This is a genomic window from Empedobacter sp. UBA7248 (genome assembly GCF_002472945.1).
In the GTDB taxonomy this organism is placed as follows: domain Bacteria; phylum Bacteroidota; class Bacteroidia; order Flavobacteriales; family Weeksellaceae; genus Empedobacter; species Empedobacter falsenii_C.
In genome coordinates, this window is record NZ_DKSU01000016.1 from 277448 (window position 1) to 301079 (window position 23632).

Consider the following 23632-nt stretch of genomic DNA (forward strand, 5'->3'; position numbering starts at 1 on the left):
AACTAAAAAATCCGCTTAATAAGCGGATTTTTTTAGTTTATAAAGTTAAGTTTTATTCAAAATTTTGCATGTTTACCAAATTAGCATAAACTCCTTTTTTCTCGATAAGCGAATGATGATTTCCTTCTTCAATAATTCTTCCTGCTTCCATTACCACAATTTTATCTGCATTCTGAATGGTTGATAAACGGTGCGCAATAACCAAAGAAGTACGATTTTGCATCATATTATTCAAAGCAACTTGCACCAATTTTTCAGATTTAGTATCCAAAGCAGAAGTTGCTTCATCCAAAACCATAATCGGTGGATTTTTATAAACCGCACGTGCAATACTTAAACGTTGTTTTTGTCCACCAGAAAGTTTACTTCCACCCTCACCTACTGACTCTTGATACTTTTCTGGCATTTTTACAATAAACTCTTCCGCATTTGCAATTTGCGCTGCATGTTCTACTTTTTCTAAATTTGGAGATTTATCACCTAATGAAATATTATTAAAAATTGTATCATTAAACAGAATCGAATCTTGCGTAACCAAACCAAATAACAAGCGATAATCATGTAATTTTATATGTTTGATATCAATTCCATCAATCAAAATTTGACCAGATTTTACATCCCAAAAACGAGTAATTAAATTAGCCAAAGTTGATTTTCCCGAACCAGACTGCCCAACTAAAGCAACGGTCTCTCCTTTGTTAATCGTTAAATTAAAATTCTCAATTACATTATGTTTACCATAAGCAAATGTCACATTTCTAAACTCAATTTTATCTTCAAAAGCTTCAATTCCTTTAGCATCTGGAACATCTTTTATCGAAACATCGGCATCCAAAATTTCAAAAATTCTCTTTGCAGAAACTTCTCCTTTTTGTACATCTGATAATGCTTTCGAAAAACGTTTAATCGGATCTAATAATGTATAAAATGTTGCGATGTAAAAGATGAATTGTGAACCGGTTAAACCATTTCCTTCTAACGATAATTTTCCTCCAAAAAATACAATTAATCCAATTGTAACAGCTCCTAAAAATTCACTTGTTGGTGAGGCCAAAGCACGTTTTTTCATTACTTTTTGAAGATATTTTCGATAACGATTAATCGATTCATCAAAACGTCCTTTTACTTGATCTTCAGCATTAAAAATTTTGATAATCTTAAGCGAAGAAAGTGTTTCGTCTACATAAGTAATAATGTTAGATAATTCGTCTTGCGCATGAGCAGCAGCTTTTTTCAGACTTTTTCCAATCAATGAAATAATTGTTCCCATAATCGGAAAAACCAAAATAGCGAAAATTGTTAATTGATAACTAACTGTAAATAATACTACAACGAAAACAATAATCATAATTGGCGAACGAACAATCTCTACTATTGAATTTAAGATGTTAGATTCTACTTCGTTTACATCACTTGAAATACGATTAATCATATCTCCTTTTCGTTTTTCAGTAAAATAAGCAACTGGCAAATCAATAATTTTGTTGTGAATATCAACACGTAAATCACGTGTCACACCAGAACGTAAGTCTACCAAACAAGTTTCTGAAAGAAAACTGAAAATATTTCGAAATAAAAATGCAATAATAAATATCACACACGAAATCGCTAACACATAAACTGGTCCTTGAGTTTGTGAAAGCTCATTCATATAATAAGCTGAATAATCTGAAAAAAATTGTTTCAAATCACCCAAATCACCAGAATAAATAGGTTTTGCGATAACTCCAGTTGTTTTTTCACCAAACAAAACACTCAAAATTGGCATCATAAAAGCCAATGCAATTACATTGAAAAGTGCATAGAGTAAATTGAATATAATCGCTGTAACAAACGAAGTTCTATATGGTTTTGCGTACGAAAACGCTCTTTTAGTTAAACTCATTGATTTATTTTAGAAAATCAAAACCTTAGTTTTGAAGCTACAAATTTACGCAAAAAAAATAATGACTATTCTTTTAGAAATAGTCATTATAGAGTAAAATTTTGTGGGTTTGATTACTCAGAGTAACCTTTTCGTTTTTGTTTTGATTTTTATTTAACTCGTTGCCAAGTTTGCGTTCTTCCTACAAGAGAAATCCCGATAAAACCTCTTACGTCTAATTTATCATTTCCGTTAAGAGACATTTTTGCTTTGTATTCCTTTCCACTATTAGGATCAATGATTTTTCCACCATTCCATTCTTTTCCATCTTTTTTAAGACCAGAAAGAATTTGCATTCCTAAAATTGGTTTATTTTTTAATGCGCCTGAACAATCTGTACATTTTGCATCTTCTTTTCCTTTTGTTAAAATCTTAGTGACTTTACCATAAAGTTTTCCATCTTTCTCGAAAATCTCTACGTAAGACTTCGCCTGTTTTGTCTCATCATCAATTGTTTTCCAAGTTCCAATTGGTGATTGCGCATACATTAAAGATGTCAACATAAAGAATAATCCGAATAAAATTGATTTTTTCATATTTTTATCCTTTAAAATTTATTTCACTAAAATAACTATTTTTTAGTGTAAATAAAACACTATGCTTTATTTTTTATAAAAATAATCTTTTTTAAACACATAAACCCTTTTATAGCGTTAATTATCAGCTATTTAATTTAATAAATAATTTTAAATAAATAAATATAAATTTTATTCATAAAAGTCAAAACAGTGTATTATTATGCTTACATAGCAATAATAAAAGAGAAAGCATTTTTATGGTTTTTGTCATTTTTTCGACAATTTCTTCTTCAAGAATAAAAAAAATGAATACATTTGTCTACTATTTTTATAGAGTTTATAGATTGAAGAATGCATCAGCTTACGAAATACAGTTTACCATTTAGAAAACAAGAAGTAGAACCGTTGATAGAATCCATTATTTATGATGAGATTTTTCAACAACCAAATCCTTTGTATAAGAAAGAAGATTTACTCAATCAATTCAATTCTATCTTGTTAAAAATTGTTCCTGAGGAGAAGTCGAATCAAATTAGTTTATACTTTTTTGAACAATTCAAACAACTTAGACAAGAATTAGAAGAACTGATTTTTGTTTTTTATGCAAATGATCCTGCATCTAAATCAGAAATTGAAATCATTTTAGCTTATCCTGGTTTTTTCGCGATTGCAATTCACCGTTTAGCACATATTCTCTATAAATTAAATACGCCAATTCTTCCACGTTTTTTCTCTGAATATGCACATTCTAAAACTGGAATTGATATTCATCCTGGTGCTACAATTGGTAAAAATTTTTATATCGATCATGGTACAGGGATTGTGATTGGAGAAACAACATTGATTGGTGATCATGTAAAAATTTACCAAGGCGTAACATTAGGAGCGTTTTATGTTTCGAAAAATTTGGCTGATAAAAAACGTCATCCAACAATAGAAAACAATGTCACAATTTATGCTGGAGCCACTATTTTGGGAGGAACAACTGTAATTGGAGAAAATTCTGTAATCGGTGGAAATGTTTGGATTACAGAAAGTATAGAAGAAGATTCTGTTGTCTATCAAGAGAATCAGCCACAAATAAAAAAACAAAAAAAAGGACAACATATCAATTATATCATCTAAAACCTTACAACAATGATTTACAATAATGTATTAGAAACCATAGGGAATACACCAATTATTAAACTGAATAAATTATTTCCTAATCATAATGTTTATATTAAAGTAGAAAAACAAAATCCGGGTGGATCAATCAAAGATCGTATTGCTTTGGCAATGATTGAAGATGCGGAAAAAGCTGGAATTTTAAAACCTGGAGGAACAATTATAGAACCTACTTCAGGTAATACAGGAATTGGCTTATCATTTGTTGCAGCTGTAAAAGGTTACAAAATGATTATCACAATGCCAGAATCAATGTCAATTGAGCGTCGTAAAATTATGGAAGCTTATGGTGCTGAATTTGTTTTAACGCCAAAAGAACTAGGTATGAAAGGCGCTATTGCAAAAGCACAAGAATTAGCCGAAACAATAGAAGGCGCTTGGGTTCCGCAACAATTTGAGAATAGTTCGAATCCGACAGTCCATTACAATACAACTGCAAAAGAAATTCTTTCAGATTTTCCACAAGGAGTAGACTATTTAATCACAGGAGTTGGAACAGGTGGACATCTTTCTGGAATTGGAAAAGCATTAAAAGAAATTAATTCTTCAACAAAAGTTATCGCTGTAGAACCAACAGATTCTCCTGTCATTTCAGGAGGAAATCCTGGTCCACACGCGATTCAAGGAATTGGAGCAGGATTTATTCCAACTAATTTAGATACTTCAATCGTTGATTCTTCTCTTCAAATCACAAAAGAAGAAGCATTTGAATTTGCAAAAAAAGTGGCTAAAGTAGAAGGTTTATTTGTCGGAATTTCGACAGGAGCTTCGCTAGCTGCAGTTGCAAAAACATTGAATGAAGTAGACAAAGACGCGAAAATATTAACTGTCAACTACGATACTGGCGAACGCTATTTATCAGTAGAAGGTTTATTTTAAATACTATAAAAATTTTTAAACGAAAGGAGATGTTGTCAAAATGTCTCCTTTTTTTATTCAATATAGTCAAAAAGTCAGTTTTTAGGTTTTATTTCTACTTTGGAATTTTTTTTGATGGAATACACCAAACAAAACCAATATAAAAAACTAAAAACCAATGGATTTTAATCAATTTACAATAAAGGGTCGTGAGGCGATTCAAGCAGCGCAGCAAATTGCAGTTGCTCAAAAAAATCAAGCAATAGAACCAGCTCATATTTTAGGCGGAATAATAGATGTTGATGAAAACGTATTATCATTAATCTTAGAAAAACAAGGTGTAAAAATGGATATGTTGAAACCTGAGCTGGATTTAGAAATCAATAAATATCCAAAAATTGAAGGTCAACAAGGAAATCATCTTTCCAATTCATCTAACCAAATTTTGCAATCTGCACAAGAAATTGCAAAAGAGATGAACGATGATTTTATCACATTAGAACATTTATTATTAGGTATAATCAAGAATGTATCGCCTGTAAGTCAGTTATTAAAAAATAGAGGTGTAACATTCGACAACACAAAAAAATTAGTAACAGAATTGAGAAACGGAGAAAGAGTAACTTCTGAAAACGCAGAAGGAACATATAATTCATTAAATAAATACGCTAAAAACTTAACAGATTTAGCAAAAGAAGGAAAATTAGATCCTGTAATTGGACGTGACGAAGAAATTCGTCGTGTTTTACAAATTCTATCACGTCGTACAAAAAATAATCCAATCCTTATTGGTGAACCAGGTGTTGGTAAAACCGCTATAGCAGAAGGTTTAGCACATCGTATCATCAATGGAGATGTTCCTGAAAATCTTTTGAATAAACAAATTTTTTCATTGGATATGGGAGCTTTGGTTGCGGGTGCAAAATACAAAGGTGAGTTCGAAGAGCGTTTGAAAGCCGTTGTAAAAGAGGTAACTGCTTCTAATGGAGAAATAATTTTGTTCATCGATGAGATTCACACGCTTGTTGGTGCTGGTGGTGGTGGAGAAGGTGCGATGGATGCAGCAAATATCCTAAAACCTGCTTTGGCTCGTGGCGAATTACGCTCGATTGGTGCTACTACTTTAAATGAATATCAAAAATATTTCGAAAAAGATAAAGCTTTAGAGCGTCGTTTCCAGAAAGTAATGGTTGAAGAACCAGATGAAGAATCTGCAATTTCTATTTTGCGTGGAATCAAAGATAAATACGAGCAACACCATAAAATTGGAATTAAAGACGAAGCAATTATTGCGGCTGTAAAATTATCAACACGTTATATTACAGATCGTTTTTTACCAGATAAGGCCATCGATTTGATGGACGAAGCGGCTTCTAAGTTGAGAATGGAAATGAATTCTAAACCAGAAGATTTAGATAAATTAGATCGTAGAATTATTCAATTAGAAATCGAAATTGAAGCGATAAAACGTGAAAATGATGAGAAAAAATTGAATCTTTTGAAAGAAGAATTATCTAATCTTCAAGATGAAAGAAATCAATTGAATTCGAAATGGGAAGCGGAAAGAAATCGTGCCGATGAAGTTCAAGATTTAAGAAAATCTATCGAAAATATCAAATTCGAAATTGAGCGTGCGAAACGTGATTATGATTATGCAAAAGCTTCCAAATTAGAGTTTGAAGATTTAGTTAATGCAAAAAATAATTTAGAAGAAGCTGAACATAATCTTGAAGAAAATAAACAAAATAAACTCGTTAAAGAGTTTGTTGATGCTGATGATATTGCAGAAGTTGTATCAAAATGGACTGGAGTTCCAGCTCAAAAAATGATGCAATCGGACCGCGAAAAATTATTGAATTTAGAAAGCGAATTACACAAACGTGTACTTGGACAAGAAGAAGCAATTACGGCTGTTTCTGATGCAATTCGTCGTTCTCGCGCAGGTCTTAGTGACGAAGGAAAACCAATTGGTTCGTTCTTATTCTTAGGTTCGACTGGTGTTGGGAAAACTGAGTTAGCAAAAGCTTTGGCTGAATTTTTATTCGATGATGAAAATGCAATGACTCGTATCGACATGTCCGAATATCAGGAGCGTCATGCGGTTTCTCGCTTGGTTGGTGCACCTCCGGGTTACGTTGGTTACGACGAAGGTGGACAATTAACAGAAGCGGTTCGTCGTCGTCCTTATTCAGTTATTTTGTTGGACGAAATTGAGAAAGCGCATCCAGATGTTTTCAATATTTTGTTACAAGTTTTGGATGATGGACGTTTGACAGACAACAAAGGTCGTGTAGTTAACTTTAAAAATACGATTATCATTATGACATCGAATTTTGGTTCGCATACGATTTTGGATAAATTCTCAAACATTGACGAAAATAATGTGGCACAAGTTTATGATGAAACAAAAGATGTCGTTTTTGAAGAATTGAAACAAAACTTTAGACCAGAATTTTTGAATCGTATTGATGAAATTATTTTGTTCCGTCCGTTGAGCGAAAACCAAATTTCTGGAATCGTGAATATCTATTTAAGCGGAGTTGCGAAGAAATTAGCGCAACGCGATATTACATTAGATATTACGCCAGAAGCTGTCGATTATTTAGCAAGAAAAGGTTACGATCCTCAATTTGGAGCGCGACCATTGAAACGAGTTATTCAGCAAGATGTATTAAATGAACTTTCGAAAGAAATTTTGAAAGGAACAATAAATGATAATGATGCGGTTTTAATCGATTATTTCGAAGAAAAACCTGGAGATAATAAATTAGTTTTCAGAACTAATCAATAAGTATATTACGATTTTATTCATGTGTAAAAAATCCGCTCTTTGAGCGGATTTTTTTATTTCTTCTTATTATAAATCTAATCAAATATCATGATAAAAATGTTAAAAATCAATAGAATTAATACGTCTAAAATTAATATATAAAAAGATAATTTATTAAAAATGTTAAATGTTTTTTTTCATCTTTTTAATGTATAAAATCATCATTATAGAAGTCATATTTGAAATAGTTTTGCTAAATAATTTGAATGGATATGTTTAGAAAATTATTAACAATTACGTTTATTACAATTTGTATTTCAACGTTTTCTCAGGTAGGAATTGGAACAAACACACCAAATTCCTCTTCTATTTTAGATGTTAGATCTTCTACAGCAGGAATTCTAATTCCTAGAATTGCTCTAACAAATACAACAACTTATAAACTAAATGGGGCAACGACAATTGCTGAGCAATTTTTAGCAAATTCGATGTTAGTTTATAACACTTCTTCTCAAAATGATGTTACAGAAGGGTATTATTATTGGAAACAAATTAATGCTACAACATCTGGGAAATGGGTCAAGTTAATGAATAGTCAAGATAATGTAGTTTCCGCAACTAATGGTTTGAATATTAATTCTAATCAGAATGTTGCTTTAGGAGGAAGTTTAAATAGCCCTACGTCTGTTGCAACATCTTCTACAAATACACTTGCTATCACAGGTTTACAAACTGGAAATAATATAACAGATAAGATTGTAACAACAGATACAAATGGTGTATTAAAAGTTGTAAACTCGGCTTTACCAAAAGTATTCTACATGCCTTCTATTACATTAGACGTTTCTACTTTAGCAACAGGAAAAACAGTAGATTTATATGCCGCTTATTTAAGTCAATTCGGAAGCCCGAAAGTTGGAAGCCAAGGTGCTCCTTCTTCAATCCCTACTTATACAAAAGATCAACTTTATTATTATGTAACCTATTTTGATCCAAATGTATTTTCTGTAACTTCTGTAGACGCAAATGGTTTAATGACGTATAATGTTATTGGATCAGCTACAAGCTCTTCTTATATGAATATTGTATTTGTTGTTAAATAATTCATCTATGAAAAAATACTTAATCATTAACCTTTTCCTTTTATTAGGAAATGCGTTATTTGGACAATTTATCATAAAAGAAAATTTCAAATCAAATAAAGTTTCAAGTAATATTATTCTTGGAGGTGAAGCTACATTAACAGGAGGAAAAACAGATCCTGATGGAGATGGTTGGTTAAGACTTACACCTGCACAAGCAAACAAAAAAGGCTATGCATTTATCAATGAAGCTTTTCCTTCAGCTCTAGGAATTACCGCAGAATTTGAATTTAAAGCATGGCGATCAACACAATCTGGTTCTTATACTGGTGGTGATGGATTCTCTGTTTTTTTATTTGATGGTTCTATTTCTTCAGCATCTTTCCGAATTGGTGGATACGGTGGTTCTTTAGGGTATGCAAGAAATACAGCTACATCTCCTGCTGTTAACAATGGTTTGTTAGGTGGATATGTTGGTATAGGATTTGACTCTTATGGAAATTTTGGAAATGTTGGAGAAGGTAAAAATGGTTTAATATCAAGCACAAATTCACCAATCCCTAAAGATCCAAATGTAAATGATGGAACAATTCCGAATACTATTGTATTGAGAGGTGCCACAAACGAAACAACTACTTCTTCTTCCAATCCAATCTTAGGCTATGCAAAACTGGGCGATAGAAGTGTTAATGGAAGTGCAATGCGACTAATTAGTGAGTTAGATTACGACGTATTGACTCCAACTCGTCCAACAGACGCTCTATTTTATAGAAAAGTAAAAATTGTAATTCTTCCTATAACAGGATCTACAACCAGATATCAAATTAAGGTTTATATGTCTAAAACTTTAAATTCTGATTATAGTTCTAATCCTCTCATAGACTATACAACTACACAACCCATCCCTTCTACTCTAAAAATTGGTTTTGCTGCTTCTACTGGAGGTGCTTATAACAATCATGATATTCGAAATTTGCAAATAACAACAACAGGAAATTTAAGTGTTTTTAATTCTGTAGACATTCCTTTAGTTTGTAATGAAAAACAAACACAAGAAGTTACTTTCCGAGTGGATGTCAACAATTCAAATGCAACACCACTAAATTCAATTCAAGTTGATGGTAAATTTTTAGATAAAGTTGGAGGCTCATTAATCAATACAAACCTTTTTTCTATTACAAGTATTACCTATTCAAGTAACGTCACGAATCAAAATATTCTGAATCAAAACAATAGCTTCAACGGAACAATTGGTTTACCAGCAGATAGTTCTGGAAGTATTTTTGTAAAAGGAACTATAAAAAAGCCGAATACACAAATAGTTAATACTGTGAATGTTTCATCTAATGAAATTGTAGACCCTGATTTAAGCAATAATACATCAACAGATATCGTAAAAAGATATCAATGCGAAATTGTAACAAATCCTATGTTATACATTAAAACTAAGTAAATAAAAAAGGCTATTTCACATTTCGTAAAATAGCCTTTTTTTTATTTCTTCTTTTTATAAAGCGGAACAGTGCTACACGCTTCACCAAACATTAACGAACTTACAATTGGTTGTAAACGTTCGATTAATTGAATATAAGCCGAATCTGGAACTGGTTTGTGAGAGCAACCTTTTACTATTATTTTTCCATCAACATAATCTTCATAAGGCAAATGATCTACAATTTCTGTATACAAAATCGTATCTAAATCTTGTAAACTTCCATGTACAATTCGTTTCGCGATTGGCGACAAATAGGTTGTTACCAACAAATAAGCCCAAGACGGAACAATCGCATCAGCAGTACATGTTAACGCTACATATTTATCTTGATATTGCGTCCAATCATGATTTTTAAGATTCTCTCTAAAATCTTTTTCTCTAAGAATCAACTCTTCATATAACCAATCTTTCAAGTCAAAAACAACACGCTCTCCGTCTGGATAAAAATCCTGCAAATCGATTGTTACTAAACTACTATTGGCAACTTTATTTATAATTTCGTCTGACATTTTTCTTTGTTTGAAAGAGTAAATTTACGCAATAAAAAACATTGAAATCTACTCCACTTATAGATTTCTCCTATCTTTGTAAGAAGAAAAATGATTTCCATTGAAATACTATATCATTGCAGGTGAAGCTTCGGGCGATTTACACGCATCGAACTTAATGAAAGAATTAAAATTAAAAGATCCACAAGCTGAATTCAGATTTTGGGGAGGCGATTTGATGCAAGTGCAAGGCGGAACTTTGGTCAAACATTACAGAGATTTGGCGTTTATGGGTTTTGCTGAAGTTGTAATGAATTTGAGAACGATTTTAGGAAATATTTCTGTTGCCAAAAAAGATATCGAAGCATATAAACCAGATGCTGTTATTTTAGTTGATTATCCTGGTTTTAATTTAAGAATTGCTGAATTTGTAAAAAGTCTTGGAATTAAAGTTTACTATTATATTTCACCACAAATTTGGGCTTGGAAAACTGGTCGAGTTCATAAAATCAAAAAAGTTGTCGACAAAATGTTTGTGATTCTTCCGTTCGAAGAAGAATTTTATCAACGTTACGATTACAAAGTAGATTTTGTTGGAAATCCATTATTGGATTCGTTGAATAATCTACCACCAATTGATGAACAGCAATTTAGAAAAGATCATAATTTAGACGAAAGACCTATTATTGCTTTACTTCCTGGAAGTCGAACTCAAGAGATTAAAGTCAAATTACCTTTAATGCTTTCTGTTGAAAAAGATTTTACCAATTATCAATTTGTTGTGGCGGGTGCTCCATCTCAACCAATCGAAAATTATAAAAAAATCGCTGGAAATGATTTGAAAATTGTAGAAAATAAAACATACGATTTATTGCGCGTTTCTCATGCAGCTTTGGTTACATCAGGAACAGCGACATTAGAAACTGCTTTACTGAAAGTTCCAGAAGTTGTTTGCTACAAAGGAAACGCTATTTCGTACGAAATTGGAAAACGAGTTGTAAAAAACATTCGTTTTATTTCTTTAGTAAACTTGATTATGGACGAAGAAGTGGTGAAAGAGCTGATTCAATATAATTTAACCTACGAAAATATCAAACGAGAATTAGATTTAATTTTAAATTCTCCTAAACGAGAAAAAATCATGAAAAGCTATGAAGAATTGTATCATAAACTTGGTGGAATTGGTGCTTCAGAAAGAACCGCTTCACTAATTATTGAGGACTTAAAAAAATAATTTTAAAAAAAGTAAAAGTTTGACGCAACCTTTTATTGTTTTTTTAATCTTGTAAGCTATAGATGTCATTCAGATCTAATTATTAAAATGTTTCAGGATTGACTTAATTAAAGTTTACACCTATTCTAACAAAGGTAATCCTCTTGATTTTCAAGGGGATTTCTTATTCTATATGTTAATTTTTTATTCTTTCACGCAACCTTTTCTAAAATCTATATCTTATTTTTATAACGATTAAAACTCATACAATGAAATTAATGAAAAGATTAAGCATGTTTGCTTTGGTAGGTATTTTAGGTTTATCAACATTTAGTTGTTTAAATAATGATGACTCAGATTATATGAATTATGGTTTTTTACCTACGACTTCAATAAGCGTTAACCAAGATTCGATTATGCCTATTAATCAGACAACTAATATTCGAGTAACGTACGAAAAAACAAATTCTTGTCAAAGTTTTATTCAGTTTAGCTCTTTACAAGGAAGTACAACTTTTAAACACAACATTGGTGTTTATGCAAGTCAAAGTAATGGAAACTGCACACAAGATACTTCGTTCGAAACAAAAACTTTGAAATTTACACCTAAAGAAGCTGGTGAGTATACATTGAGATTTTGGACAGGAAATAAACCAAATTCAACTGAACCAATTTATGATTCTATTGTCTTAAATATTAAAGAAAAATAATTATACCATAATATGAAAACACTCAAAAAAATAAGCATGTTAGCTGTTGTAGCATTATTAGGTTCAACAACATTTAGTTGTTTAAATACCGATGATAATGATAATGTATATACTACAGATGGATATTTTGCAGGGACAAAAATTGAAGTAAATCAAGATTCTATTCAGCCAGTGGGTCAACCAACTAATGTTCATGTTACTTTTACCACTAACAATTCTTGTCAAACTTTTGTAACATTTAAAGAATTAAAAGAAAGTAATGATTCTGTGAAAAGTATAGGAGCATATGGTACACAAACCAACTCAAATACATGTGTAGATGAAAAAAAATCTATAACTAAAATTTATAAGTTTACTCCTAAAAAAGTAGGAAAAAATACAATTAAAGTATGGGCTGGAAAAGATATAATTGATCCAACAAAAGATATTTATATTGAACAAGTTTTAGACATTAAAGAAAAATAAAGTCCAATAAGTTTTGAATAGTGACTCTCTTGAAATTTTAATCAAGCAATGTCAAGAACAAAATAGAAAAGCTCAAGAAGAAATTTATGTTGAGTTTTCACCTGTTTTGTTCTCGATCTGTCTTCGTTATGCCGAAAATTACGAAGATGCGCAAGATATTTTTCAAGAGGGTTTTATTCATATTTTCAATAAAATAAATCAATTCAAATTCGAAGGATCTTTTGAAGGTTGGATGAAACGGATAATGGTAAATCTTAATTTAGAAAAACTAAAAAAGAAGAATAGTTTACCTTTTGAAGATTTCGAAAATCTCATTATAACACAAGAAGATGATGACGAAATTGAAGAATATTTTGATTATCAACAATTGTTAGAAGCTGTTCATAATCTTCCACCACAATACAGGCAAGTTTTTAACCTCTACGTTTTTGAAGAATATTCGCACCAAGAAATTGCAGAAATGCTGACCATTTCGGTTGGAACTTCAAAATCAAACTTATCAAGAGCACGAAATTTATTAAAACAAAAACTCAATCAATTAAAAACTGTCATAGAAGATGAACAAATTTGATCAACATATTAAAGATAAACTCTCGCAACCGCAACTTCCTCCTTTGGATGCTTGGAAAAATATTCAAGAGAAATTGGACGAGAAAGAAAAGAAAAAACGAATCATTCCTTTATTTTATTGGATTGGTTCTACTGCAGCATGCTTAGTTGCGGGGATTTCTATTTATTATTTTAATCAAAATGACACTGTTAACGTTAATCATACTCCGACTAATGAAGTTGTAAAAACGAAATCGACTTCTAAAGAATCTACCAAAAAAGATTGGAATAATATTGAACACACAAATGAAAAGTCTTCTGATAAAAAGATTGTTTCTTCCGTAAAAAAATCTTCTGAATCAAATCAAAAAATAATTCAACATTCAAGTTCATATTTTGAAAATATAATTGGAGAATCATCTTTATTTTCGAATACAATTCCAAATCAAAAAGAAGATAAAACACAAGAATTATCTCAAACGAATTCAACTCAAAAAGATAATTTTGTTCAAAATAATTCTATAAATACTCCAAAAAATGAAGTTTCTGAGAAAGAAGTTAAACCTAACATTTTAGAGGAAAAACCATTAGAATTAGTTCTTCAAGAAGAAAAAAAGAAGGAAAAAGAGAAAGTAGAAATCAAACAGAAATCTCCACTTCTGACGGTCTCTTCGTACATCAATCCTACAAAAATGTTAGATTCTAAATCTATTTTGGCAGATGAATTTAACGATCATACTATCAAAAATAATTTGACTGTCGCTTACGGTGCAAAGATTTCTGTCCGTATAAATGATAAGATAAATGTCCGTTCTGGAGTTGCGAAAGTTGAGTTAGAACAAAATACAACAAATATTAATTCGGGCATCAACATGGGTGTTTACGCGCTTTCTGCAAGCAATCCGAAAACTGCCAACAACATTACTTATCATAGCAATATTAGAGTTATTCCCGACCAATCAAACCAAAATGCTGTAATGACAATGTTGTCTTCTGAAACAAATAATATGGAGCAAAAAGTGCATTATATCGAGATTCCGTTAGAAGTTGAATACAAATTGACAAGTTTTGATAAATTCAATCTTTTAGCAACTGCTGGTGGAAGTTATTATGTAGTCACAAAAAACACAATTTCTTTGGCAGATGTTAACACAAGGTCTCAATATAAATTGGGTGAGGCAAGCAACTTGAATGATATGAGTTATAGCGCAAATGCAGGTGTTAAATTAGAGTATAATTTATCGAATAAATCAAGCATTAATCTTGAACCGAACTACAGATACATGCTAAATCCATTGAAAAATGTTGACGCTAAAAACCCATCTTTATTAGGATTAAATTTAGGTTTTTCAATTAAGTTTTAACAAAAAAAGACGAAGATTATTCTTCGCCTTTGTTATTGTTTAATTTGATTACAATTGTGTTATTTTCTTCGGTCATTTCTACTTTAGCTTCCTCAAAAGTTGGTTCGCGCAAAATAGGATCCAAGTTTTTCGAAAAACCATAAGGTTCTTTACGAACGCCTAAAAAACTTTTGTCTAATTTTTTGTTATTGTTCGTATCCAAAAACACTTTTACCGCATAAAATGTTGGTTCAATATCTTTAAAAACCGTTTCATACTTGTCTATATCAGCAACTGGAACGTACAATTTCTTGAATGCATTTTGACCTTTTGTATAATTTTCTACATTTCTATAAAATTCTATAGCCAAATTCCCTTTCATTTTCTTAAGGTTTGTGATTGATAGTTTTACATCGATTTGAGCCATTGCCATTTGCGTAAAAAACAACACAACTAATATAAGAATCTTCTTCATTTCTCTATTTTTTAATTAATTCATTTACAAATAATTAAAACCAACTATTTGTAAATAAAATTATAAATTATTAGGATGAAAAAGTATCTCTTTTTTACCCTAACAATTTGTTTCTCAATCGGAATAATTTTATCCGAATTATTAATTCCTGCTACAAATTTACGAATTATATTTTTTTTACTAATTATTCTACTTTTTATCTCTTTGTTAAAAAATAATAATCGTCAAAATATCATCGCTTTTTTAGGTATTTCGATGATTTTAGGCTACTATATTCATCAAAATTATAATCGACATTCAAGAATTGACTTCGAATCTGTTTCAAAAATTCATTTGCTAAAAGTCGTTTATAGTTCTAATTCAACTGAAAAATATAACAATTACGTTGTAAAAGATATCGAAACGAATAAGCAAATTTTACTCCATATCAAACCTCAACAACAAACTTTATATCCCAATGATGAAATCATCATTTTCGGAGAAAAAAGAGAAATTCAACAACCATTGAATCCGTATCAATTTGACTACAAACGTTTCTTAAATAGAAAAAGAATTTATTCTCAAATCTTTACAAATGAAATTATTTCGATTCACAAAGAAGGAAATGGTTTTAGAAATTGGGTCGCCAAATCGAAAGTGAAAATTCGAGAAAAATTAACAGAACAAGGTTATTCGCTCGAAAGTAGAGCGATAATTTCGTCTATGCTTTTGGGTGATAGAACAGAGCTTTCGCAAGAACTTAATCAAAGTTATGTGGCGACCGGAGTTGTACATATTTTATCTATTTCCGGCTTACATGTGATGATGATTTACATGATTTTACAATTCGTTTTACAGCCATTATTAAAACTGAAAAATGGTCGAAAAATTAGAATAATTATTAGCTTAATATTCATTTGGATTTTTGCTTTTTATGTCGAATTAGAACCGCCAGTTTTTCGTTCTGCGTTGATGATTACCATTTATTATATCAGTGAATTACTCAATCGTCCAAAAAATATTTTTCATACACTTTCGCTTTCTGCTTTTATTATTCTAGTTTTTCAACCAAATTATTTGTTTGATGTTGGTTTTCAACTAAGTTTTTCGGCAGTCTTTTTCATTGTTTGGCTCAATCCAATTTTCGAGCATTATTGGAAGGTAAAAAATAATTTTCTTAAGAAAATTAAGATTATGATTGAGACAAGTTTATCTGCACAACTGGGAACTTTACCAATTTCAGTCTTGTATTTTAATCAATTTTCAGGTTTATTTTTATTCGGAAATTTAGTTTTGATTCCTGCTTCTTTTTTGATGATTTGTGGTGGAATAATTAGTATTCTTCTCATCATTTTTGATCTTAATATTCCAATCTATACATGGGTTTTCAATCATTTTATCTATTATTCAAATCAATATATTTATTGGTTAGCGAACTTCAAGTTTATTGCGAAAGATGTTTACATCAGTTTATTTACCGCGATTTTGATTGGCGTTATTTTATATGCATCGAAACCATTATTCCTGAAAAAATCTAAACTAGCATTATTTGTTTGTCTAATTTCTTTATTTCTAATTCAAGTGGAACGATTTTACCAAATTAATCAACTCAATCATTCGAATGAATTGATCGTTTTTAATCAATATAAAAATAGTATTATCGGAATAAGAAATCAACGAAGTTTAGCAATTTTAAGCGAAAATCCTTTGGATGAAAAAACATATAATTTTACGATTAAACCTTATAAAATCCACGAAAGAATAAAAGATGTTAGCTTCTACTCTTATGATTCAGACTTTAAACATCAACATTTTATCAAACATCCAAATTCTATCGAAACGAAGTCATTTAAACTCTTATTAAATGAAGAAGATTCAGCGCTTCCTTTCTATGTGTTAATTCATCAATCAAAGCTTTATCCTTTCGAAAATAATAACAAATTAAAAAGGGTAATTGCCGATGCCAGCAACTACCCTTCTATTGTTACAGAACTTGAAGAAACTTCTGATTCTGTTTTATGGAAAACCTCTCAACAAGGTTATTTCTCGATTAAATTTTGATATCGTTTATGAAATCTGTTGAACTACGATAACCCAAAACAATTTTGTTAACATCTCCTTTTCCGTTCATCAAAACAGTTGCAGGATAGCTCAATTGTCCGTTTGTAAAGGCATACGCCATGTAATTCGCTTTAGCAGGCGCAATATACGTGTACTGAATTCCCATGAATTTTACCATATCCTTTGTTTCTGCATCAAATTTTACCGCAATGTAATTTTTGTTCACATAATCTGCGACTTTATTATCTGTAAAAGTTTCTTTGTCCAAACGCTTACAGAATCCACACCAAGTTGTATAGAAATTAATCAATACAGGTTTTTCTGGATGTGCTTTTATTTCTTTTGTTGCTTCGTCTAATGATAACCATTTAATTTCTTGTCCAAAAAGAAATGATGATAAAATTAGGGCAGCGATTGCTAAGCTTGATTTCATAAATTTCAATCTTTATTATTTAACTCCATGCATCAATTTCTTCATGACTGGATTTAATGCGATAACGATTAAACCTGCTACAATTGGTACAATTGTAAAGATTAAGAAGAAAGTTGATAACGAATATTCTTTTGTAATATTTTCGATTTGACCTCCTAAAATGGCTGCCAATTTGTTACCAATTGCAATTGCAAGGTACCACATTCCGAACATAAATGCAATCATACGTGCTGGAACTAATTTCGATACATACGAAAGTCCAACTGGAGATAAGCAGAGCTCGCCCAATGTGTGGAATAAATAAGCTAAAACTAACCAGATGATAGAAACGCGCACGCCTTCTGAAATTCCGTAAGAACCGAAAGCTAAGAATCCGAATCCGATTGCCATAATGATTAATCCTAAACCATATTTTACAGAAGCTGATGGGTTATATTTAGAATCCCAAACACGAGAAACTAATGATGCTAATGCAATGATGAAGAATGAGTTTAAAGTTGAGAACCAAGAAACGGTAATTTCTACTTGAGAATCTTTAATCTCTGCTACTTTCGCAGGAACAACTTCAGATGGTTTATTTTGATTTTTATATTCAGTATCTAATTTCACTAAACTTTCTGGAGAAACTAATACAAATTTGTCCCCTTCTTTGTGAATATTAATATCAGATCCTTTTGTTAAAGCATCTTGAGAAGCTAAATTAATTGTTTCAGTTACAATTTTATCTGTAGAGTTTGCCACATAAGAAGCCGTAACTGGTGTTTTATCAAAAACAGGTTCTCCTTCTTCGTTCATAACTTGTTTACCAGCGTCGTCTAATTTAGCCGTTTCAATTGCTTGGTAAGAAACATCGTAAGAGTGAGAAGTCCAGTTATAGTTTAACATCCAAATTGCCGCAGCCCAAATTCCTAAGAAAGTAAATGCTAAAACAATATTAGATGCAGCCGCTTTTTTGAATGTTTGTTTTGCTAATAAAATCAATACATACGAGATGAACAATAATGGAACAACTGTTAATAATGTATTGAAAACATTGAATGCCATTGCAGCACCTCCAATCAAGTTACGTTCTGTATTATCACGCGCGAAGATTACCAATGATGTAGCTCCTTGCTCGAAAGACATCCAGAAGAAGATAACGAAGAATGCAAAGATAATTACCGCAATCATACGGTCACGAACTACTTTTGTGTAATTTGCCAAACGACGAATTACCACAAAAAAGAACAAGAATAATGCTACTAAAATAACAACATTTTGTCCTGATAAACCTCCGATAGAGAATGGGAATAAGTTAATTCCACCAATTGCATTTAACGGATCATTGAACGCATAGCCTAATCCTAAAAGCGTCATAATAACGATTAAGATTTGATCTAAAACTGTAAATGGATTTGGTTTTTCTCCTGGTTCGTATTTTGGAGTATCATCATCCGCAGTAATTTGATTTCCTGTTTTTGAAGGAACCTCTCCAATATGTCCAAATAATGGTTTTGCTAACCAGAACTGTAATGTACCCAATAACATGAAGATTCCAGCTAAACCGAATCCCCAGTGCCATCCTACTTTTTCTGCTAAGAATCCACACAACATCATTCCGAAGAATGCACCAGCGTTAACTCCCATGTAGAAAATTGTATAAGCACCATCTTTTTTCTCAGGAAAGTCTTTGTACATTTCTGATAAGATAGATGTCATATTTGGTTTAAAGAATCCTGTTCCGATAACCAAACACGCCAATCCTAAATATAAAAAGATAGGTGTATCAAAAGCCATGAATGCGTGACCAAGAGTCATAATAATCGCACCAATTACAACTGCCCAACGATAACCTATGTATTTATCGGCAATAATACCTCCGAAGATGGGCGTAATGTAAAGTAACATTGCGTATGTTCCATATAAAGCGGTTGCTTTTTCTATAGACCATTCCCAACCTGGATTTAACCCAATAACTGCAGCTGTTAAAAACTGAATTAATAAAACGCGCATTCCGTAGAATGAAAAACGCTCCCACATCTCTGTAAAGAAAAGCACGAACAATCCCGACGGATGTCCTAGTACTTTTGAATCAAAGAAATTTTCCGATTTTGAACTCATGTTTGTTTGTTAAAAGTATATCTTAAAAGTTATTTTACGTCTTGCATTAATTTGCGTATAAATGGTGACAATACGATGACAATAACACCTGCAACTAAAGAGTAAATTGCCAATTGTTGATAACCATCTGTGTATGCCATTAATTTATCTGTTAAAGATGCTGTTGGACTAGGATCAGACATTCCAGCTCCTAAAATACCTGCTAAATATTGCCCGTAAGCAGATGCTAAGAACCATAATCCCATCATCATTCCTCCTAAGTGTTTTGGAGATAATTTTGTTACCATTGATAATCCAATTGGTGATAAACACAACTCTGCAATTGTAACTGCAAAATATGCTAATGCAAATATTTCTAATGATGATAATCCATTTTCGTCTGCAAAGAATCTTAATGAATAGAAGATATAATAAGCCCCTGCTAACATCAAGAAAGCTAAACCAAATTTTACAACTGTGTTTGGCTCAATTTTCTTTTTCGCCATCCATAACCAAACTAATCCCAATAAAGGTGAGAAAATAATAACATACAATGAGTTTGCACTATTATTCACAATGTTTGGATCTAATGGGACGCTAAATAAAGTTGAATGTAAGTTTTTGTTTGCAAACAAAGCTAAAGAACCTCCTGCTTGCTCAAAAATTGCAAAGAATAAAATAGAGAACGTAATCATGATAAAAGCAGCAATAAACTTACTTTTTTCTTTAGAACTTGGTATTTTATATAATTGAATTAAATAATAAATAATAGCCAATGGTCCTACAGTAAACATAAACATATCTGTGTATGCTGTATTATGAATCATGATAAAAATTAAAGGAATACAAACCAATGCTCCTACATATACTGCGACTTCTCTAATTAATCTTTTCTTAGGATCCATCTTTTCTAATGGAGAATCTCCGATTGGTCCCAGCTCGTTACGGATAAATAAGAATAAAACAACTCCAATTATCATTACGATACCAGCTGCTAAGAAAGCATAATTCCAACCAACTTGTTTACCTAAATAAACACAAACGATACCTCCTAAAAAAGCACCAATGTTGATTCCTGAATAAAATAAACCGAATCCAGCATCACGTCTTGGATCATCTGCTTTGTACAGTTCTCCAACCATCGAAGAAATATTTGGTTTGAAAAAACCTGTTCCAATAATACTTAATGTAATTCCGTAATAGAAAAATTGATGAGGATCTGTTGCAATTAATAAGTTTCCTGCAACCATTACCAACCCTCCGAAGACTAATGATTTTTTGAACCCTAAGATTCTATCTGCAAAAATACCTCCGATAAAAGTAAATGCGTAAACAAAAGCTTGGATTGCTCCATATTTTAAATTTGATTCTGCATCCGTTAATCCCAACATATCTACCATAAAAATGGCAAGAACTCCTCTCATTCCATAGAAGCAGAAACGCTCCCACATTTCTACCATAAACAAATGCCAAAGCTGTTTTGGGTATTTCCCTTCAAAGTTTTGAATTTGCTCTAAAGTTAATTTTTGACTCATAATTTCTTTAACTAAGCGCTAATATATCATTTAGATTTTATTAGCAATCAACGAAAATAAAAAAAACCTCCGACAATGCAGAGGTTTTTTTTGTTTAATGTATGATTTTTGTCAATTTGAATAATGTTTCATCTTATTCATTGGCGTATTCTAATAAATACAGCTTTTTTCTTACAAATTCTTCTTGATAAAGTTTGTCATTTTACGGTAAAGCTGAATACGCGTGTTTCCACCATAAATCCCGTGATCTTTATCGGTATAAATTGCCATATCAAAATCTTTGTTCGCTTGTACCAACGCTTCCGATAATTCGAATGTGTTTTGCGGATGTACATTATCATCAGCAGATCCAGAAATTAATAAGAAATTACCTTTCAACTCGTTTGCATAATTGATTGGTGAATTGTCATCATAACCAGCTGCATTTTCTTCTGGTGTACGCATAAAACGCTCTGTATAAACAGAATCATAATAACGCCAGTTTGTTACAGGAGCAACAGCAATTGCCGCTTTGAACACATCATTCCCTTTGAATAATACATTCGAAGCCATGAATCCTCCGTAAGACCAACCCCAAATTCCAATACGAGATTTGTCCACATAAGGTAATTTACCAATCTCTTTTGCTGCAGCAATTTGATCTTCTACCTCATATTTTCCTAATTGCAAATACGTTTGTTTCTTGAAAGCTTCTCCTTTGTATCCCGTTCCACGACCGTCAACACAGAAAACAATGTAACCTTCTTGCGCCAACATCATGTGCCAATAATCATTCGAGTTGAAATAAGCATTGTTCACATTCTGAGAACCTGGTCCAGAATATTGATACATCAAAACTGGGTATTTTTTGTTTGGATCAAAGTTTTTTGGTTTGATTACATAAGCATTCAATTCGTTTCCTGCTGCAGTTTTCAATACAAATAATTCTTTTGTTCCAATATTATCTGTAGTCAATTTATCTTTTAAAGAAGTATTATCAACAATAATACCCAAATCTTTACCAGATTTAGATTCTACTAAACTAATTGTTTTTGGAGTTGTTGTATTCGAAAAAGTATTAATGAAATACGTGAAATTCTTACTAAAAGCAGCCGAATTTGTTCCATTATTTTTCGTCAACATTGTAGTTTTCTTACCATCTAAACTAACTGATGAAATTTGTCTTTCTGTAGAAATACGTTTTCCATTATTTGAGTTTGATTGATAATAAAGTGTTTTATTTCCAGGATTATACCCATAGTAATTCGTTACTTCCCAATCTCCTTTCGTCACTTGATTGATTAACTTTCCGCTATCTGCATAATGGTAAATATGGTTATTTCCATCGCGTTCAGAAGTCCATAAGAACGAATTATCTGCTAAAAATTCTAACGTTAAATTATCCGTTTCTATCCACGCTTTATTTGTTTCAGTAAATAATTTATTTACTTTTTTCGTGTTGATATCATAAAACGAAACATCTACATTATTTTGGTGACGGTTAGACGTTACAACCGTTAATAAATTCGCTTTTGTAGAGAATTTAATTTTCGGAATGTAATAATTCTGAACTCCGCCTAAATTAACATTTGCAGTTGAGTTATTCTTCGTATCAAAAACATGTAACGAAACTTCCGAATTGTCTTGCCCAGCTTTTGGGTATTTGTAACGTAATTCTTGTGGATAAAGATTGTTGTGATAAATCGGAATATTAATTTCTTTTACTTTCGATTCGTCAAAACGAACATAAGCCAACGAAGTTCCATCTGCATTCCAATCAAAATTTCTTACGAAACCAAACTCTTCTTCGTAAACCCAATCGTTAATCCCGTTGATAATATTATTCTTTTTACCATCAGTCGTAACTTGAGTTACTTTGTTCGATTTAAGATCTTGAATATATAAATTATTCTCAAAAGCAAAAGCTACTTTAGACGCATCTGGCGAAAACAAAGGCTCTTGAATTCCTTTTCCATCAAATAACAATACTTTCGATTTTGTTTGTGTATCATATACTTCAAACTTTGCAGTAAACGAATGACGATAAATTTGATGCGAATTAGTTTGTAATAAAACGTAACGCTCATCAGAACTAAATTCATAGCCTTCAAACTTTCCAGGAACAACAACTACATCAGAAGTCTGACCTTTTTTCAATGTCGATTCGTACGAACGTTTTACCAATCCGTCTTTTGTCAGAATAGTATAATTTTCTCCATCGTTCAATGAGTTCACACCGTACAATGAATTTTCGCGGTATTTTCCGCCATATATCCCTTCAATGGTTATTTGTTGTGCATAAGAATAAGCGCCCATCGCAAGGACAGCTAAACTTAAAATAAATTTTTTCATATTAATTTTCTAATCATGTGAGTTCAAACAATCAAATATAAACAATTATATTTTTTAGAAAACCCCTTTCAACCGAATAATGAACATAAATAAAAGATGTACAAAAAGTTTTAAGTATTTTTATACATTCTATCAATCAAAACGTTTGTAATTTTGT

At 31.4% G+C, this 23632-nt stretch carries 19 protein-coding genes; 11 read left to right on the forward strand and 8 right to left on the reverse strand.

Annotated features, from left to right (window positions below; all coding sequences use genetic code 11):
- Positions 1-52: 52 nt before the first annotated feature.
- Together B4A23_RS15845 and B4A23_RS15850 are read right to left on the reverse strand one after the other, a co-directional pair.
- Positions 53-1885: an ABC transporter ATP-binding protein gene (locus tag B4A23_RS15845; RefSeq protein ID WP_291121331.1), complete on the reverse strand. Its 1833-nt coding sequence runs from the start codon at positions 1883-1885 to the stop codon at positions 53-55.
- A gap of 149 nt (positions 1886-2034) precedes the next feature.
- Positions 2035-2460 (reverse strand): DUF2147 domain-containing protein, encoded by a 426-nt coding sequence (locus tag B4A23_RS15850; protein WP_038333244.1) that lies wholly within the window; start codon positions 2458-2460, stop codon positions 2035-2037.
- A gap of 333 nt (positions 2461-2793) precedes the next feature.
- Here B4A23_RS15850 and epsC point away from each other — a divergent pair, with 333 nt between their 5' ends.
- The 5 genes from epsC (at position 2794) to B4A23_RS15875 (ending at position 9772) form a co-directional block, all read left to right on the forward strand.
- Positions 2794-3567 carry a serine O-acetyltransferase EpsC gene (gene epsC, locus B4A23_RS15855; protein WP_291121333.1) on the forward strand — a complete coding sequence of 258 codons (774 nt, stop codon included), beginning with the start codon at positions 2794-2796 and terminating at the stop codon, positions 3565-3567.
- Positions 3568-3579: 12 nt separating this feature from the next.
- The gene (cysK, locus tag B4A23_RS15860) at positions 3580-4488 is read left to right on the forward strand and encodes a cysteine synthase A (RefSeq protein WP_291121335.1); all 909 of its coding nucleotides are present in this window, start codon (positions 3580-3582) and stop codon (positions 4486-4488) included.
- 157 nt (positions 4489-4645) lie between these two features.
- The gene (clpB, locus tag B4A23_RS15865; protein ID WP_291121337.1) at positions 4646-7258 is read left to right on the forward strand and encodes an ATP-dependent chaperone ClpB; all 2613 of its coding nucleotides are present in this window, start codon (positions 4646-4648) and stop codon (positions 7256-7258) included.
- 245 nt (positions 7259-7503) lie between these two features.
- Positions 7504-8340 carry a hypothetical protein gene (locus tag B4A23_RS15870; RefSeq protein WP_280061866.1) on the forward strand — a complete coding sequence of 279 codons (837 nt, stop codon included), beginning with the start codon at positions 7504-7506 and terminating at the stop codon, positions 8338-8340.
- 7 nt (positions 8341-8347) lie between these two features.
- Positions 8348-9772, forward strand: coding sequence for a lectin-like domain-containing protein (locus tag B4A23_RS15875; protein ID WP_291121340.1), 1425 nt, complete (start codon positions 8348-8350; stop codon positions 9770-9772).
- Positions 9773-9813: 41 nt separating this feature from the next.
- Here the strand turns inward: B4A23_RS15875 and B4A23_RS15880 are convergent, their stop codons facing one another.
- On the reverse strand, positions 9814-10323 hold the full coding sequence (locus B4A23_RS15880) for a DUF2480 family protein (RefSeq protein ID WP_291121341.1): 510 nt from the start codon (positions 10321-10323) through the stop codon (positions 9814-9816).
- 100 nt (positions 10324-10423) lie between these two features.
- Here B4A23_RS15880 and lpxB point away from each other — a divergent pair, with 100 nt between their 5' ends.
- From lpxB to B4A23_RS15905, 5 genes are all read left to right on the forward strand, one after another.
- Complete coding sequence (gene lpxB, locus B4A23_RS15885) at positions 10424-11536, forward strand: lipid-A-disaccharide synthase (RefSeq protein WP_291121342.1); 1113 nt, start codon at positions 10424-10426, stop codon at positions 11534-11536.
- A gap of 248 nt (positions 11537-11784) precedes the next feature.
- Complete coding sequence (locus tag B4A23_RS15890) at positions 11785-12225, forward strand: hypothetical protein (RefSeq protein WP_291121344.1); 441 nt, start codon at positions 11785-11787, stop codon at positions 12223-12225.
- Between the two features lie 36 nt (positions 12226-12261).
- A complete protein-coding gene (locus tag B4A23_RS15895; RefSeq protein ID WP_286501548.1) occupies positions 12262-12690 on the forward strand; it encodes a hypothetical protein in 429 nt (142 codons plus the stop codon).
- Positions 12691-12703: 13 nt separating this feature from the next.
- On the forward strand, positions 12704-13261 hold the full coding sequence (locus B4A23_RS15900; RefSeq protein ID WP_291121347.1) for an RNA polymerase sigma factor: 558 nt from the start codon (positions 12704-12706) through the stop codon (positions 13259-13261).
- Positions 13248-14603, forward strand: a complete 1356-nt coding sequence (locus tag B4A23_RS15905) for an outer membrane beta-barrel protein (protein ID WP_291121348.1) — start codon at positions 13248-13250, stop codon at positions 14601-14603. Before B4A23_RS15900 ends, B4A23_RS15905 begins: the two co-directional genes overlap by 14 nt.
- Positions 14604-14619: 16 nt before the next feature.
- Here the strand turns inward: B4A23_RS15905 and B4A23_RS15910 are convergent, their stop codons facing one another.
- Positions 14620-15057, reverse strand: coding sequence for a DUF2141 domain-containing protein (locus tag B4A23_RS15910; protein WP_244957980.1), 438 nt, complete (start codon positions 15055-15057; stop codon positions 14620-14622).
- Positions 15058-15132: 75 nt separating this feature from the next.
- Between B4A23_RS15910 and B4A23_RS15915 the strand changes: the two genes are divergently transcribed.
- Positions 15133-17097, forward strand: a complete 1965-nt coding sequence (locus tag B4A23_RS15915; protein WP_291121350.1) for a ComEC/Rec2 family competence protein — start codon at positions 15133-15135, stop codon at positions 17095-17097.
- On the opposite strand, the gene B4A23_RS15920 is transcribed toward B4A23_RS15915, so the two are convergent.
- The 4 genes from B4A23_RS15920 to B4A23_RS15935 form a co-directional block, all read right to left on the reverse strand.
- A complete protein-coding gene (locus B4A23_RS15920) occupies positions 17087-17530 on the reverse strand; it encodes a thioredoxin family protein (RefSeq protein WP_280046184.1) in 444 nt (147 codons plus the stop codon). The genes B4A23_RS15915 and B4A23_RS15920 overlap by 11 nt on opposite strands.
- A gap of 15 nt (positions 17531-17545) precedes the next feature.
- Positions 17546-19630: a peptide MFS transporter gene (locus B4A23_RS15925; RefSeq protein WP_291121353.1), complete on the reverse strand. Its 2085-nt coding sequence runs from the start codon at positions 19628-19630 to the stop codon at positions 17546-17548.
- Between the two features lie 29 nt (positions 19631-19659).
- Positions 19660-21144 carry a peptide MFS transporter gene (locus B4A23_RS15930; protein ID WP_286474640.1) on the reverse strand — a complete coding sequence of 495 codons (1485 nt, stop codon included), beginning with the start codon at positions 21142-21144 and terminating at the stop codon, positions 19660-19662.
- Between the two features lie 171 nt (positions 21145-21315).
- Complete coding sequence (locus B4A23_RS15935; protein ID WP_291121355.1) at positions 21316-23475, reverse strand: S9 family peptidase; 2160 nt, start codon at positions 23473-23475, stop codon at positions 21316-21318.
- Positions 23476-23632: the final 157 nt, after the last annotated feature.